We start from the raw sequence: 13546 nt of genomic DNA, 5'->3' as shown, positions 1-13546 counted from the left end.
GGGCTATGCTTGAAGCATATAGACAACAGCAGTAAAGAGCTGCACCACTGTGGGCGAACACACCTCACCGATACCACCCAAACTCGCTCGATTGAGCTGGCTGCAAGAATGGACGCAGCGATGGAAAAGGGCGCCCAGAAGCAAGGATGACTTGGTCAAAGCCTTGTTGGCCGCTCAACAACACCAAATCATTGACATGGACAGTCGCCACATGCTGGAAGGCGTATTGTGGATGGCCGATAAAACCGTGGCCGATGTGATGGTGGCCGCACCCAAAATGGATTTGATCGACATTCATGCATCGCAAGACGAACTGTTGGCCTTTGTGATTGACAAGGCGCACTCCAGATTCCCAGTCTACGAGAGCCAAAAAGAAAATATCTTGGGCATCTTGTTGGCCAAAGACCTGCTCAAACTCCAACGTGCCCCCGAGCTGAACATCAGAGCGTTGTTGCGACCGGCTGTGTTTGTCCCCGAAAGCAAAGGCCTGAACGACTTGCTCAGAGAGTTTCGACACACCCGCAATCACCAAGCTTTGGTGGTTGACGAATTCGGTAGGGTTTCAGGCTTGGTCACGATTGAAGATGTCTTAGAGGAAATTGTGGGTGAAATCGAAGATGAATTCGACACCCAAGAAATTGAGACAGATATTTTTGCCTTGGCAGATAACGTTTATCGGGTGAATGGCGACACATCCATGGATCGAATCAAGGATGCGTTCGATGTCGAATGGCCCAATTTGGATGAAGAGACCTTTGAAACCATTGGTGGCTACATATCGCATGCCATGGGCCATGTGCCGCGCCGTGGTGAGCATTTGCAAATCGATCATCTGCGCTTTGAAGTGCTGCACACCAAAGGTGGGGCGGTCAAATGGTTTCGCGTGACACGCCACACATCCGCGCAAGCCGAATCATGATCAGCATGGGGTGGCTGTGCCTGGGTGGCTTGGCGCAGGCACTGGCTTTGGCTTGGTCTTGGGGGGGGCAAACTTTGCCTGCTCTGCAAATCATCGGCATGGCGACACTGGCTGCGCACTTGAGCCATTGCCAAAAGGCGAAGACAGCGTTTTGGCACAGTTGGTGGTTTGCGACGATGTGGTTGGTGGGCACCTTCTGGTGGTTGTTCATCTCATTGCACACCTATGGTGGCATGCATGCGCTATTGGCCGCACTGGCCGTGGTGCTCTTGGCAGCGGCATTGGCCCTTTATTACGCAAGTGCCGGATGGGCCACCGTGAAAATCGTGGGATCTGAGCGAAGCTCCATGGCGGCGAGCATTTTCGTCTTTGCCAGTGCATGGACATTGGCAGAAATAGCCCGCGCTGTGCTGTTCACCGGATTTCCATGGGGAGCCGTGGGGTATGCACACGTTGATGGCGTGCTGTCTAGCCTGGCACCCTGGTTGGGGGTTTATGGCATGGGTTGGGTGGCCGCAGCCACAGCCATGGCGATCGCACATGCCATTCGACAAGCTCGCCATTCGTCAAAATACCAAGGCAAGCCAGAGAGCCTGATGTGGGCGGGACTGGCACTGGCCAGCTTGTTGGTGCTGCAGTTGCCCGGATACAAACACAACTTCTCTCCAACGTATTCCTCTGGAGACCTTCAAGTTCACTTGTTGCAAGGCAACATCGCCCAAAGTGAAAAATTTCAACCCAATACCGGCATTGCGCAAGCCCTGCGCTGGTACCAACAAGCGCTGCTAAATGTCCAAAGTGGCTTGGCCATTGCGCCTGAAACCGCATTGCCCTTGTTGCCCATGAACTTACCCGCTGGGTATTGGGAACAATTGCGCCAGCATTTCACGACCGGATCTGCTGCGGCCTTGGTCGGCGTGCCATGGAAAACCAATGGGCCCAGCGGTGAGCCCATGTACAGCAACGCCGCCATCGGGTGGAAGCCTGATCAAACCGAAGACTACCGCTACGAAAAAGACCACTTGGTGCCCTTTGGTGAATTCGTGCCGCCTATGTTTCGCTGGTTTACCCAACTGATGAACATGCCCTTGGGTGACTTCAAAGCCGGGGGCCCACACCCGGCCACATTCGATTGGCAAGGGCAGCGCATCGCCCCCCATATTTGCTATGAAGATTTGTTTGGCGAAGAACTTGCACGCAGCTTTATCGACCCCGCTCGCGCCCCCACCGTGATGGTCAACATCAGCAACATTGCTTGGTTTGGTGACACCATCGCTATAGACCAACACCTCAACATTGCCCGCCTGCGCAGCATGGAGATGCAGCGCCCCATGGTGCGGGCCACCAACACCGGCATGACCGCCGTGATTGACCACCAAGGCAAGGTCACCGCACAGCTGCAACGACACAGCGTGGGCGTTCTCGTGGCCTCGGTAGAAGGGCGCACTGACCCCCCCACCTGGTTTGCACAATGGGCATCGCGTTGGGGTTTGTGGCCACTGACGACTCTGTGCGCCTTGATCTTGCTGTGGGCTTGGGTCCACCGGCCTCGCACGCCCGTGGCGGGGGCATAAAATCAAACCCATACCTTCCCGCTGGGTCGGTGACAACCAATCCCACAGCCCATGCTGACCTTTCAAAAAATCATCCTCACCCTGCAAAACTACTGGGACCAGCAAGGTTGTGCTTTGCTCCAACCCTACGACATGGAAGTGGGTGCAGGCACCTCGCACACCGCCACTTTCTTGCGCGCGATCGGTCCTGAGCCATGGCGCGCTGCTTATGTGCAGCCCAGCCGCCGGCCCAAAGACGGTCGCTATGGCGAGAACCCTAACCGCTTGCAGCACTATTACCAATACCAAGTGGTGCTCAAGCCCGCACCGGCCAACATCCTCGACCTGTACCTCGGCTCCTTGACCGCTTTGGGCTTTGACCTGAAAAAAAACGACATTCGCTTTGTTGAAGACGATTGGGAGAACCCCACTTTGGGCGCATGGGGTTTGGGTTGGGAAGTCTGGCTCAATGGCATGGAAGTCACCCAGTTCACCTACTTCCAACAAGTCGGCGGCATCGACTGCCGCCCCATCACCGGCGAAATCACCTATGGCTTAGAGCGCTTGGCCATGTATTTGCAAGGCGTGGACAACGTCTACAACCTGCAGTGGACCGACGAACTCAAATATGGTGATGTGTATTTGCAAAATGAAAAAGAGCAATCGGCCTACAACTTCGAGCACAGCGATGCCGATTTTTTGTTCACCGCATTCACGGCCCATGAAAAGCAGGCCCAATACTTGATCGGCCAACAACTGGCCTTGCCAGCATACGAGCAAGTGCTCAAAGCGGCCCACACCTTCAACCTGCTGGACGCCCGTGGCGCCATCAGCGTCACCGAGCGCGCCGCCTACATTGGGCGCATACGCAACTTGGCACGCAGCGTGGCGCAAAGTTATTTCGAAAGCCGCGAACGCTTGGGCTTCCCCATGGCACCGCGCGAGTGGGTGGCGCAACTCAACCAAAAGGCGGCATGACCATGGCCCACACCCTGAGCCCACAAGCGCCCTTGCTGGTTGAACTGCTGGTCGAAGAACTGCCCCCCAAAGCCCTGTCCAAATTGGGGCAAGCCTTTGCGCACGGTATTTTTTCGCAACTCCAAAGCCAAGGCCTGTTGGCAGAGGCTGCACAAATCAAGTCCTTCGCCTCACCACGCCGGCTGGCCGTCCACATCGACAAGGTGCTCGCACAGGCCCCAGCGCGCCAAGTGCAACACAAACTCATGCCGGTGAGCGTGGGCTTGGACGCCCAAGGCCAAGCCACCCCAGCGCTGTTGAAAAAACTGGGGGCACTGGGCTTTGATGCCGCCGTGGTGGCCCAACTCCAACGCACGGGTGAGGGCAAGGCCGAGGTGCTGATGCTGGACCAAACGGTTGACGGCATGGGTTTGGTGTCTGGCTTGCAGTTGGCCCTCGAACATGCATTGGCCAAGCTGCCCATCCCCAAAGTGATGAGCTACCAACTGGAGCAGGGTTGTGAGTTGCCCGGCTGGAGCAGCGTGAGCTTTGTTCGGCCCGCCCATGGACTGGTGGCCTTGCATGGCGACCAGGTGTTGCCTGTGCATGCTTTGGGTTTGCAGGCGGGGTCTACCACCCAAGGCCATCGGTTCGAGGCCACCTGCAACCCAGTGCGCATCGCCCATGCAGATGCGTATGCGGACACATTGCTCAAAGACGGCGCAGTCGTGGCCGATTTTGAGCAACGCCGCGCCGACATCGTGCGTCAACTCAATGCCGCCGCCGCCAACATCGGTGCAGGCGTGCGCCCGATTGAGGACGCAGCCTTGCTCGACGAAGTCACCGCTTTGGTCGAGCGGCCCAATGTGCTGATTTGCGCCTTCGAAAAGCAATTCCTCGACGTGCCCCAAGAGTGCCTCATCCTAACGATGAAGGCCAATCAAAAATACTTTCCCCTGCTCGACACCACGGGCAAGCTCACGCATCAATTTTTGGTGGTCAGCAACATCACCCCTGACGACGCCTCTGCGGTGATCGGTGGCAACGAACGCGTGGTGCGCCCGCGCTTGGCCGACGCCAAGTTTTTCTACGACCAAGACCGCAAAAAGACGTTGGATTCGCGCGTGGCGGGTTTGGACAAAGTGGTTTATCACAACAAACTGGGCACCCAAGGCGAACGTATGCAGCGCGTGTGCGCCATTGCCCACGCCATTGGTTTGCAAATGGGCGGCCAGGCCTTGGCCGACAAAGCCCAGTTGGCGGCCCGCTTGGCCAAAACCGATTTGCTCACCGACATGGTGGGCGAGTTCCCCGAGCTGCAAGGCATCATGGGCCAGTACTATGCGCGCCACGATGGCCATGGCGACGACATCGCCCAAGCCATTGCCGACCATTACCGGCCGCGCTTTGCGGGTGACGAATTGCCCGCCAACGACGTGGGCATCGCCGTGGCCTTGGCCGACAAATTGGAAACCTTGGTCGGCATGTTTGGCATTGGCAATTTGCCCACCGGCGACAAAGACCCGTTTGCCCTGCGCCGCCATGCGCTGGGGGTCATCCGCATGCTGATCGAAAAAGACCTGGCATTGGATCTGCCCTTGCTGATCGCCCTGTGCTTGCCCGTGTTTGGTGACAAAGTCAGCGATGCTTCTCAAGCGCTGATGGACTTCATTGACGAGCGCTTGTCGGGCAATTTGCGCGAGCAAGGCTACTCCGCCCAAGAGGTGGACGCCGTCTTGGCGCTGCATCCACCGCGCTTGGGCGATGTCCCCAAACGTCTGCATGCCGTGCGCGCCTTCGTCGCCCTGCCCGAAAGCCCCGCCTTGGCCGCTGCCAACAAGCGCATTGCCAACATCCTCAAAAAAGCGGGCGAGGTCGATGCCCATGTCAACACAGCGCTGCTCAGCGAAGATGCCGAAAAGCAACTCCACGCCGCCATGCAGCAATTGCTGCCCCCATCTGAGGCGCAGTTCAAGTCTGGCGACTACACCGCGTCCTTGCAAACCTTGGCCGCCTTGCGCGCTCCGGTCGACGTTTTTTTTGAAGGCGTGATGGTCAACGCCGATGAAATGGACTTGCGCTTGAACCGCCAGGGCTTGCTCAAAATGCTGCATGTGGCGATGAACCGCGTGGCCGACTTGTCGCGCTTGGCTGTTTGACACTCCGCACCCTTAGCCATGAACAACAAACTCGTCATCTTGGACCGCGACGGCACCATCAACCAAGACAGCGACGACTACGTCAAGTCGCCCGAAGAATGGATACCCCTGCCCGGCGCACTGGAGGCCATCGCCCGCCTCAACCACGCGGGCTGGCAAGTGGTGGTGGCCAGCAACCAATCGGGTTTGGGGCGCGGCTTGTTTGACATGGCCACCCTCAACGCCATGCACGCCAAGATGAACAAGTTGTTGACGGCTGTGGGCGGTCGCATCGATGCGGTGTTCTTTTGCCCGCACGGGCCAGAAGACCAATGCAACTGTCGCAAGCCCTTGCCGGGCTTGTTTGAACAAATTGGTGAGCGCTTGGGCATTGTTTTGAACGGCACCCATGTCGTGGGCGACAGCTTGCGCGACCTGCAAGCCGGCGTGGCCGTGGGCTGTGTACCGCACCTGGTGCACACTGGCAAAGGGGTTGTCTTTCAAGGGCAAGCTTTGCCCGACACCTTTCCCAGCCACACCCAGACCCATGCCGACCTGGCGGGCTTTGTGGATTGGTTGTTGGACGAGCCGTCCACGCACTTGCGCAGCCACTGACACCATGGCCTTCATCCGCTCTGTGTTGCATGCGCTGTGGATGTTGATCACCGTGGTGCCCTATGCGTTTCGCATTTTGGGTTTGGCCGCCGTGGGGGTGCGCGGCGACCGCTTGTACTGGATCGCCGCTGCATGGTTGCGCCAATGCATCGTCTCTGCCCAATGGATTTTGGGCATTCGCTACCGCATCCAAGGTGAAGAAAATTTACCTGTGGGCCAAACCAGCCCGGCCATCTTATTGGTCAAACACCAATCCACCTACGAGACCTTTTTGTTCCCGGCCATCATGCCCCACCCCTTGGCCTATGTGTTCAAAAAAGAGCTTTTGCGTGTCCCGTTTTTTGGCTGGGCCATGTCGCGCTTGGACATGATCCACATCGACCGCAGCCAGCGCGCCCAGGCCTTCAACAAAGTGGTGCTGCAAGGGCGTGAGCTGCTTGCGCGCGGTATATGGGTCATCATGTTTCCCGAAGGCACACGCATTGCGCGAGGCGAACAAGGCCAATATAAATCCGGTGGCACCCGCTTGGCCATCGAAACCGGTGCCCCCGTCATCCCCATTGCCGTGACCTCGGCCAAGTGCTGGCCGCGCAAAGCCTTCATCAAAACGGCGGGTTGGGTCGATGTCTCCATTGGTGCACCCATTCCTTCCGAGGGCCGCGAACCCGAAGAAATGATGGCCCAGGTCCAAGCCTGGATCGAGTCGGAAATGCGCCGCCTCGACCCCGACGCCTACCTCTGAACGCAGCCCATGAAAAGCTTGGTGCAAATGGCGCTCGACTTGTTCGACCCACCGGCACCCCCGCCCGTGCTGGCGCCCGACCCCCGGCCCACCATGGCACTCAGCGACGCCATGGCACCGGCCCAGTTTGCTCACCCGCAAGCCAACCGCCAAATCCTGTTGCGCCATACCCGGGTGGCTTACCACTTCAAACGCGCCAAACGCCGCACCATCGGCATGGTGGTCGGGCCCGATGGTTTGGTGGTCAGCGCACCGCGTTGGGTGGTGCTCACTGAGGTTGAATCCGCGCTGCAAGAAAAAGGCGACTGGATTGTGCGCAAGCTCGATGAAATGCGCGAACGCAGCCAACGCATGGCCCAGCAAACCATGGTCTGGCAAGAGGGCAGTTGCTTGCCCTTTTTGGGCGAAACCATGGTCTTGGTGCTCGACCCGGGGCATCAATTCCAAGAGGCGGGCGCCAGCTTGCTGCCACGCAGCCCCGACGCTGCGCCAGATGTGCCCCACCGCTTGTGCCTGGGCTTGCCGCATCACGCCGACCCGGCGCAAATTCGCGATGCCGTTCAGGCCTGGTTGATGCGCCAGGCCAAGCGCATCTTCACCGAGCGGCTCAACCACTTCGCACCCCGCTTACAAGTGCAGTGGCACAAGCTCTCACTCAGCAGTGCCACCACCCGCTGGGGCACGGCCAGTGCCGACGGCGCCATTCGCCTGAACTGGCGCTTGGTGCATTTCAAAATGGATGTCATCGACTACGTGGTGGCACACGAACTCAGCCACCTGCGGGTGATGAACCACGGCCCCCAATTTTGGGAAACGGTGGGCACCGTGGTGCCCGACTACGCCCAGCGCCGCCAACTGCTCAAAGACGACTCTCTGCCACGCTGGTAAAGCGCCACACCCCTTGCGCATCGGCGCTGCGGCGCAACTGACCGGCATGCCACAGGCAGTGCAAATGCGCCACCGCCTCGCCCATGGCAAACGTGGTCTGGTGCAAATCCAATGGGCGCTTGAACAGCACGGGCAACACATCGTGGGCACTGCAAGCGCGTTGGGCGCAAGCTTCAAACACCTCATCCAACCGGTCCTGGTGGTGCGCATGCAGTTGCACAATGCGCTCGTGCAAGCCGACAAAAGGCTTGCCATGCGATGGCAGGGTCAGGGTGTTCTCGGGCAGGGGCTTGAACTTGTCAATCGACTCTAAAAACAAACGCAGGTTATCGGCCTCGGGCTCGGCGTCGTACACGCTCACATTGGTCGAAATGCGCGGCAACACCATGTCGCCACTGATCAACACGCCCGCATCCGCCTGAAACAAAGCGATGTGCTCAGGCGCATGACCAAAGCCACTGATGCAGCGCCAATCTTGGCCATTGATCACCACGGTTTGCCCCTCTTGCAAGCGGTGAAATTGGGTGGGAATTTTCGGCACCATCCCGGCGTAGTAGGTGGAGCGCCCACGCACCTGCTCCAGTGAGGCTTCGTCGTGCAAGCCATGCCGCTGAAAAAACGCCGCCGCCGCATCGCCGCCAAAACTGTCGCGGTGCAAAGTGGCCAACACCGCGGCTTGGTAATCGGTGAAGCTGATCCACAACTGCGCTTGCCAGCGCTCACACAACCAGTGGCCCAGACCCAAGTGGTCGGGGTGCATGTGGGTCACGATCACCCGCCACAGCGGTGCGCCTTGCAAGTGCTGGTCCAACACCGCTTGCCAATGTTGGCGCGTCATCGGGTTGTCAATGCCGCAATCCACCGCGGTCCAACCCACCACGCCATCGCGAACATCGCGCAGCAGCCACAAATTGATGTGGTCCAAGGCAAAGGGCAGGCCCATGCGCAACCAAAACACGCCCGGGGACACCTCCAAGGTGTCGCCAGGGGCCGGCAACTGGTCGCCCAGGGGGTAGTGGAGTCGGTTTTCGAGTGGCGTCATGGGTGAATTCATGGATAATTGACGTTTACGTAAACGTCATGGGCATTGTAGGCGGCGGCTTCAGCGCCAAGCCTCTTGCCCTGTCACACAAGGGCCAAGCCCAACACAAACGCACATGGCAAGCACTTACAGCATCAGCGACCTGGCCAAAGAGTTCGACCTCACCACCCGTGCCATGCGCTTTTACGAAGATTTGGGCTTGCTGCAACCCACGCGCACGGGGCCTGGCGGTCGCAACCGCACCTACACCACCCGCGACCGCACCCGCTTGCGCCTGACCTTGCGCGCCAAACGCCTGGGCTTGTCGCTGACCGAAGCGCGCGACCTCATCGACATGTACGACAGCCCGCGCGACACCGTGCCGCAGTTGGAAAAGTTCCTGCTCATCCTGGCTGAACACCGCAGCCAGTTGGAGGCGCAATTGGCCGAAATCGAGGTCAACCTCGACGAAGTCAAAGCCCACGAAAAAGAAGCCCGTGCCCTGCTCATCAAACACCGCAAAAAGGCCAAACCATGAATGCCGATCAAATTGCCCACGACCGCGTGCAACAAAGCTTTGAGCGCCAAGGCATGCTGCGCGTCATGGGCGTCGAATTGGTGCGCGTGCAAGTGGGCGAAGTGGAATTGCGCTTGCCCTACAGCGACGCCGTGACCCAACAACAAGGGGGCTTCCATGGCGGCGCGATGGGCGCCTTGGCCGATGTGGCGGCAGGCTATGCCGGCCTCACCGTGGCCGCGCCCGACAGCGAAGTCACCACCGTCGAATACAAAATCAATTTCCTCGCGGCGTTCCAGGGCGGCGATTTGCGCGCCATTGGCAAGGTGGTGCGCGCGGGCAAGCGCATCATCGTCACCACCGCCGAGGTCAGCCACCATGCGCCCGATGGCCAGGTGCGTGACTGCGCCTTGATGCAGCAAACCCTGGCCCCCGTGCCCAAAACCTACTGAGGCCCGCCCACGCCATGAGCAAAGACCTCAACGAACTGTTTGACCGCAACCGCCAGTGGGCGGCCGCTACCGAGGCACAAACGCCTGGGTTTTTCACCGGTTTGCTCTCCCAACAGCAGCCCAAATACATGTGGCTCGGTTGTGCCGACAGCCGCGTGCCGGCCAACGAACTGGTCGACCTCTTGCCCGGCGAATTGTTTGTGCACCGCAATGTGGCCAATTTGCTGGTCCACTCCGACCTCAATGCCTTGAGCGTCATCCAATATGCCGTCGATGTGCTGGGCGTGCAACACATCATTGTGGTGGGCCACAGCAACTGTGGTGGCATCCGCGCCGCCCTGAACAACCAGCGCGCCGGCCTGGTCGACAACTGGTTGCGCCATGTGCAAGATGTGCGCGATGCACAGGCAGGCTTTTTGATGGGCTTGGACGAAAGCCTGCGGGTGGACGCCTTGGTCGAGCTCAATGTGCTGGAGCAAGCGCGCAATGTGTGCCGCACCACCGTGGTCTCCGACGCCTGGCAACGCGGCCAAAGCGTGGTCGTGCACGGCTGGGTATACGGCTTGCACAATGGCCTGCTGCAAGACATGGCCGTCACCGCCGAAAACGCTGACGAAGTCACCCCCGCTTACGACCACGCCTTGCGCGCCTTGCACCAACGCTGGCGCGCCCGCCACCAAGCCCTCAACAACCGAGCTTGATCCACCTGCAGCCCAGCCTCAGCCATGTTCCCCCAGCGACTCGACTCCTCCCTGGCCTACGACATCGCCAAAGCCATGATGGATGGCTTCAACCACCATTACCGCTTGTTCCGCGCCGAATCGGCGCGCGCCCAACACCGCTTTGAAACCGCCGATTGGCACGGCCAGCAACGCGCTCAGCGCGAGCGCATCGCGTTTTACGACCTGCGCGTCAAAGAATGCTCCACCCGCTTGGAGCGCGAGTTTAAAGCGCATCAACAGGCCATGGAGGTGTGGCAACAGGTCAAGCTGCATTTCATTGGCTTGCTGGTCGATCACCACCAACCCGAGCTGGCCGAAACCTTTTTCAACTCGGTGACCACCAAAATCCTGCATCGCAGTTACTTCCACAACGACTTTATTTTTGTGCGCCCAGCGGTCAGCACCGAATACATCGAAAGCGACGACCCCCAGCACCGCCCGACGTATTTTTCTTGGTACCCACAGTCCAATGAATTGCGCCCGGTCTTGTTGGACATGGTGCGTCATTACGGCCTGCACCGCCCTTTTGAAAACCTCGACCGCGACATCGACGCGGTGCTCGTGCGCTTCAACCAAATTTTGGGCTCGGTCAAAACCCGCGCCAACTTTCAAATCCAAACCTTGTCGAGCCTGTTCTACCGCAACAAGGGCGCGTATGTGGTCGGCAAGGTCATCAATGGCTTTCATGAGCAGCCCTTTGCCTTGCCCATCTTGCACACGCCGCAAGGGCAGTTGGTCATCGACGCGGTGCTCAGCGGCGAAGACGATTTGCTCATGCTGTTCAGCTTTGCCCGCGCCTACTTCATGGTCGACATGGAGGTCCCCTCGGCCTATGTGCAGTTTTTGCGCGGCATGATGCCGCGCAAACCACGCGCCGAGTTTTACAACGCCTTGGGGCTCATCAAACAGGGTAAAACCCTGTTTTACCGCGACTTTCTCTACCACCTGCGCCACAGCAGCGACGCCTTTCGCATCGCACCCGGCATCAAGGGCATGGTCATGCTGGTGTTTGACTTGCCCTCATTCCCCTACGTGTTCAAAGTCATCAAAGACTTTTACCCGGCGCCCAAAGACACCAGCCGCGAGCAAATCAAGGGCAAGTATTTGCTGGTGAAACAGCATGACCGGGTGGGGCGCATGGCCGACACCATGGAATACAGCAATGTGGCCTTTCCGCGCGAGCGCTTCAGCGACGAGCTGCTCGCCGAAATCGAAAAGTTCGCCCCCAGCCAACTCGAGATCACCCACAACAGCACCACGGGCACGGCGGAAGTGGTCATCAAACACATCTACATCGAGCGGCGCATGATCCCGCTCAACCTGTATTTGCAAGAGGCGTTCGACGCCCCCCAAGACCCGCGCTCGCAGCAGCAAATGGCGCGCAGCGTCATCGAGTACGGCAACGCCATCAAAGATCTGTTGGCCGCCAACATCTTCCCCGGCGACATGCTGTGGAAAAACTTTGGCGTTACCCGCCATGGCAAAGTGGTGTTCTACGACTACGACGAAATCGAATACCTCACCGACTGCCACTTCCGCGCCGTGCCCACGCCGCGCAATGAAGAAGACGAAATGTCCGGCGAAATTTGGTACCACGTGGGCCCGCGCGACGTGTTCCCCGAAACCTTTGGCCCGTTTTTGCTGGGCAACCCAGCCGTGCGCGAAGTGTTCATGCAGCACCATGCCGACCTGCTCGATCCCCTTTATTGGCAAAGCCACAAAGAAAAAATCCAAGCCGGCCACGTCCACGATGTTTTCCCCTATGACGCCGACAAGCGCTTGCCGCACCGGCGTGCCAACCCCAGCCTTTGACATCACCAGGAGTTATCCATGTCCGATCCCATCGTCATCGTCAGCGCCGCCCGCACCCCCATGGGCAGTTTCCAAGGCGACTTTTCAGCCCTCGCCGCCCACGACCTGGGGGGCGCGGCCATTGCCGCCGCTGTGCAACGCGCAGGCATTGCACCCGCATCTGTCACCGAGGTGTTGTTCGGCAACTGCTTGATGGCTGGTCAAGGCCAAGCGCCTGCGCGTCAGGCCGCCTTCAAAGGCGGTTTGCCCCAAAGCGCAGGGGCTGTGACGCTGTCCAAGATGTGCGGCTCGGGCATGCGGGCCGCCATGTTTGCGCACGATATTTTGAGCGCTGGCAGCCAAGACGTGATGGTGGCGGGTGGCATGGAGAGCATGACCAATGCGCCCTACTTGATGCTCAAAGGCCGTGGTGGTTACCGCATGGGCCACGACAAAATTTACGACCACATGATGCTCGACGGCCTGGAAGACGCCTACGAAGCTGGCCGTTCCATGGGTACCTTTGGCGAAGACTGCGCCGCCAAATACAACTTCAGCCGCGACGCCCAAGACCACTTTGCCATGACCAGCGTGGAGCGCGCCAAGGCCGCCACGGCATCGGGCGCTTTCACCGCTGAAATTACTCCTGTCACCGTCAAAGACCGCGCCGGTGAGCGTGTCATCGGCATCGACGAAGGCCCTGGCAAGGTCAAGCTGGACAAAGTCAAAACCTTGAAGCCCGCTTTCAAGAAAGACGGCACCATCACCGCCGCATCCAGCTCCTCCATCAACGACGGTGCGGCCGCATTGGTGATGATGCGCGAAAGCACCGCCAAAAAATTGGGCTGCACACCCTTGGCCCGTGTGGTCAGCCACGCCACGTTTGCGCAAGCCCCCGAGTGGTTCACCACCGCACCCGTGGGCGCCACCCAGCAAGCCTTGGCCCGTGCCGGTTGGAAGGTGAGCGATGTCGATTTGTGGGAAGTCAACGAAGCCTTTGCCGTGGTCCCCATGGCCCTGATGCACGAACTGAAAGTGCCCCACGACATCGTCAACATCAACGGCGGCGCTTGTGCCTTGGGTCACCCCATTGGTGCTTCGGGTGCGCGCATCATCGTCACCTTGCTGCATGCCCTGAAAGCCAAGGGTTTGAAAAAAGGTTTGGCCACCTTGTGCATTGGCGGCGGCGAAGCCACGGCCATGGCGTTTGAGATGGTCTGACAGGCCCTGC

The 13546-nt window shown here is 59.2% G+C and carries 13 protein-coding genes; 12 read left to right on the top strand and 1 reads right to left on the bottom strand.

Annotated features, from left to right (window positions below; all coding sequences use genetic code 11):
• The first annotated feature begins 49 nt into the window (after nt 1-49).
• From AC8GFZ_RS08080 to AC8GFZ_RS08050, 7 genes are read left to right on the top strand one after another with little or no spacing between them, the layout of a single operon-like run.
• Nucleotides 50-919, top strand: coding sequence for a CorC family transporter (locus AC8GFZ_RS08080; RefSeq protein WP_506644117.1), 870 nt, complete (start codon nt 50-52; stop codon nt 917-919).
• Nucleotides 916-2493 (top strand): apolipoprotein N-acyltransferase, encoded by a 1578-nt coding sequence (gene lnt / locus AC8GFZ_RS08075; RefSeq protein ID WP_506644115.1) that lies wholly within the window; start codon nt 916-918, stop codon nt 2491-2493. Before AC8GFZ_RS08080 ends, lnt begins: the two co-directional genes overlap by 4 nt.
• 51 nt (nt 2494-2544) lie before the next feature.
• Nucleotides 2545-3450, top strand: coding sequence for a glycine--tRNA ligase subunit alpha (gene glyQ, locus AC8GFZ_RS08070; RefSeq protein ID WP_506644113.1), 906 nt, complete (start codon nt 2545-2547; stop codon nt 3448-3450).
• 2 nt (nt 3451-3452) lie between these two features.
• A complete protein-coding gene (gene glyS / locus AC8GFZ_RS08065; protein ID WP_506644111.1) occupies nt 3453-5588 on the top strand; it encodes a glycine--tRNA ligase subunit beta in 2136 nt (711 codons plus the stop codon).
• Between the two features lie 18 nt (nt 5589-5606).
• Nucleotides 5607-6182 carry a D-glycero-beta-D-manno-heptose 1,7-bisphosphate 7-phosphatase gene (gene gmhB / locus AC8GFZ_RS08060; RefSeq protein ID WP_506644109.1) on the top strand — a complete coding sequence of 192 codons (576 nt, stop codon included), beginning with the start codon at nt 5607-5609 and terminating at the stop codon, nt 6180-6182.
• Between the two features lie 4 nt (nt 6183-6186).
• On the top strand, nt 6187-6924 hold the full coding sequence (locus tag AC8GFZ_RS08055; RefSeq protein WP_506644107.1) for a lysophospholipid acyltransferase family protein: 738 nt from the start codon (nt 6187-6189) through the stop codon (nt 6922-6924).
• A 9-nt stretch (nt 6925-6933) separates the two neighbouring features.
• Nucleotides 6934-7812, top strand: a complete 879-nt coding sequence (locus AC8GFZ_RS08050; protein WP_506644105.1) for a M48 family metallopeptidase — start codon at nt 6934-6936, stop codon at nt 7810-7812.
• Here the strand turns inward: AC8GFZ_RS08050 and AC8GFZ_RS08045 are convergent.
• Nucleotides 7784-8854, bottom strand: coding sequence for an MBL fold metallo-hydrolase (locus tag AC8GFZ_RS08045; RefSeq protein WP_506644104.1), 1071 nt, complete (start codon nt 8852-8854; stop codon nt 7784-7786). The two genes, AC8GFZ_RS08050 and AC8GFZ_RS08045, sit on opposite strands and share 29 nt — an antisense overlap.
• Nucleotides 8855-8969: 115 nt before the next feature.
• Here AC8GFZ_RS08045 and AC8GFZ_RS08040 point away from each other — a divergent pair, with 115 nt between their 5' ends.
• The 5 genes from AC8GFZ_RS08040 to AC8GFZ_RS08020 are packed head-to-tail and all read left to right on the top strand — an operon-like array spanning nt 8970 to nt 13536.
• Complete coding sequence (locus AC8GFZ_RS08040; RefSeq protein WP_506644102.1) at nt 8970-9371, top strand: MerR family transcriptional regulator; 402 nt, start codon at nt 8970-8972, stop codon at nt 9369-9371.
• Nucleotides 9368-9802, top strand: a complete 435-nt coding sequence (locus AC8GFZ_RS08035) for a PaaI family thioesterase (protein WP_506644100.1) — start codon at nt 9368-9370, stop codon at nt 9800-9802. The genes AC8GFZ_RS08040 and AC8GFZ_RS08035 overlap by 4 nt, the downstream gene beginning before the upstream one ends.
• Nucleotides 9803-9816: 14 nt before the next feature.
• Nucleotides 9817-10503: a carbonate dehydratase gene (gene can / locus AC8GFZ_RS08030; RefSeq protein WP_506644098.1), complete on the top strand. Its 687-nt coding sequence runs from the start codon at nt 9817-9819 to the stop codon at nt 10501-10503.
• Nucleotides 10504-10527: 24 nt separating this feature from the next.
• A complete protein-coding gene (gene aceK, locus AC8GFZ_RS08025; protein WP_506644096.1) occupies nt 10528-12336 on the top strand; it encodes a bifunctional isocitrate dehydrogenase kinase/phosphatase in 1809 nt (602 codons plus the stop codon).
• An 18-nt stretch (nt 12337-12354) separates the two neighbouring features.
• Nucleotides 12355-13536, top strand: coding sequence for an acetyl-CoA C-acyltransferase (locus AC8GFZ_RS08020; RefSeq protein WP_506644094.1), 1182 nt, complete (start codon nt 12355-12357; stop codon nt 13534-13536).
• The last annotated feature ends 10 nt before the right edge of the window (nt 13537-13546 follow it).

The organism is Limnohabitans rimovensis (SeqCode), from assembly GCF_965234775.1.
Classification (GTDB): domain Bacteria; phylum Pseudomonadota; class Gammaproteobacteria; order Burkholderiales; family Burkholderiaceae_C; genus Limnohabitans; species Limnohabitans rimovensis.
Note: the sequence above shows the minus strand (reverse complement) of the source record. Positions and strands in the feature narration are given on the sequence as shown.

Excerpts from the sequence above, each read along its gene's own strand:
- AC8GFZ_RS08045 (WP_506644104.1), bottom strand. The coding sequence starts at position 8,854 with ATGACGCCACTCGAAAACCGACTCCACTACCCCCTGGGCGACCAGTTG.
- glyS (WP_506644111.1), top strand. The coding sequence starts at position 3,453 with ATGGCCCACACCCTGAGCCCACAAGCGCCCTTGCTGGTTGAACTGCTG.
- lnt (WP_506644115.1), top strand. The coding sequence starts at position 916 with ATGATCAGCATGGGGTGGCTGTGCCTGGGTGGCTTGGCGCAGGCACTG.
- gmhB (WP_506644109.1), top strand. The coding sequence starts at position 5,607 with ATGAACAACAAACTCGTCATCTTGGACCGCGACGGCACCATCAACCAA.
- AC8GFZ_RS08050 (WP_506644105.1), top strand. The coding sequence starts at position 6,934 with ATGAAAAGCTTGGTGCAAATGGCGCTCGACTTGTTCGACCCACCGGCA.
- aceK (WP_506644096.1), top strand. The coding sequence starts at position 10,528 with ATGTTCCCCCAGCGACTCGACTCCTCCCTGGCCTACGACATCGCCAAA.
- can (WP_506644098.1), top strand. The coding sequence starts at position 9,817 with ATGAGCAAAGACCTCAACGAACTGTTTGACCGCAACCGCCAGTGGGCG.
- AC8GFZ_RS08055 (WP_506644107.1), top strand. The coding sequence starts at position 6,187 with ATGGCCTTCATCCGCTCTGTGTTGCATGCGCTGTGGATGTTGATCACC.
- AC8GFZ_RS08040 (WP_506644102.1), top strand. The coding sequence starts at position 8,970 with ATGGCAAGCACTTACAGCATCAGCGACCTGGCCAAAGAGTTCGACCTC.
- AC8GFZ_RS08020 (WP_506644094.1), top strand. The coding sequence starts at position 12,355 with ATGTCCGATCCCATCGTCATCGTCAGCGCCGCCCGCACCCCCATGGGC.
- glyQ (WP_506644113.1), top strand. The coding sequence starts at position 2,545 with ATGCTGACCTTTCAAAAAATCATCCTCACCCTGCAAAACTACTGGGAC.
- AC8GFZ_RS08035 (WP_506644100.1), top strand. The coding sequence starts at position 9,368 with ATGAATGCCGATCAAATTGCCCACGACCGCGTGCAACAAAGCTTTGAG.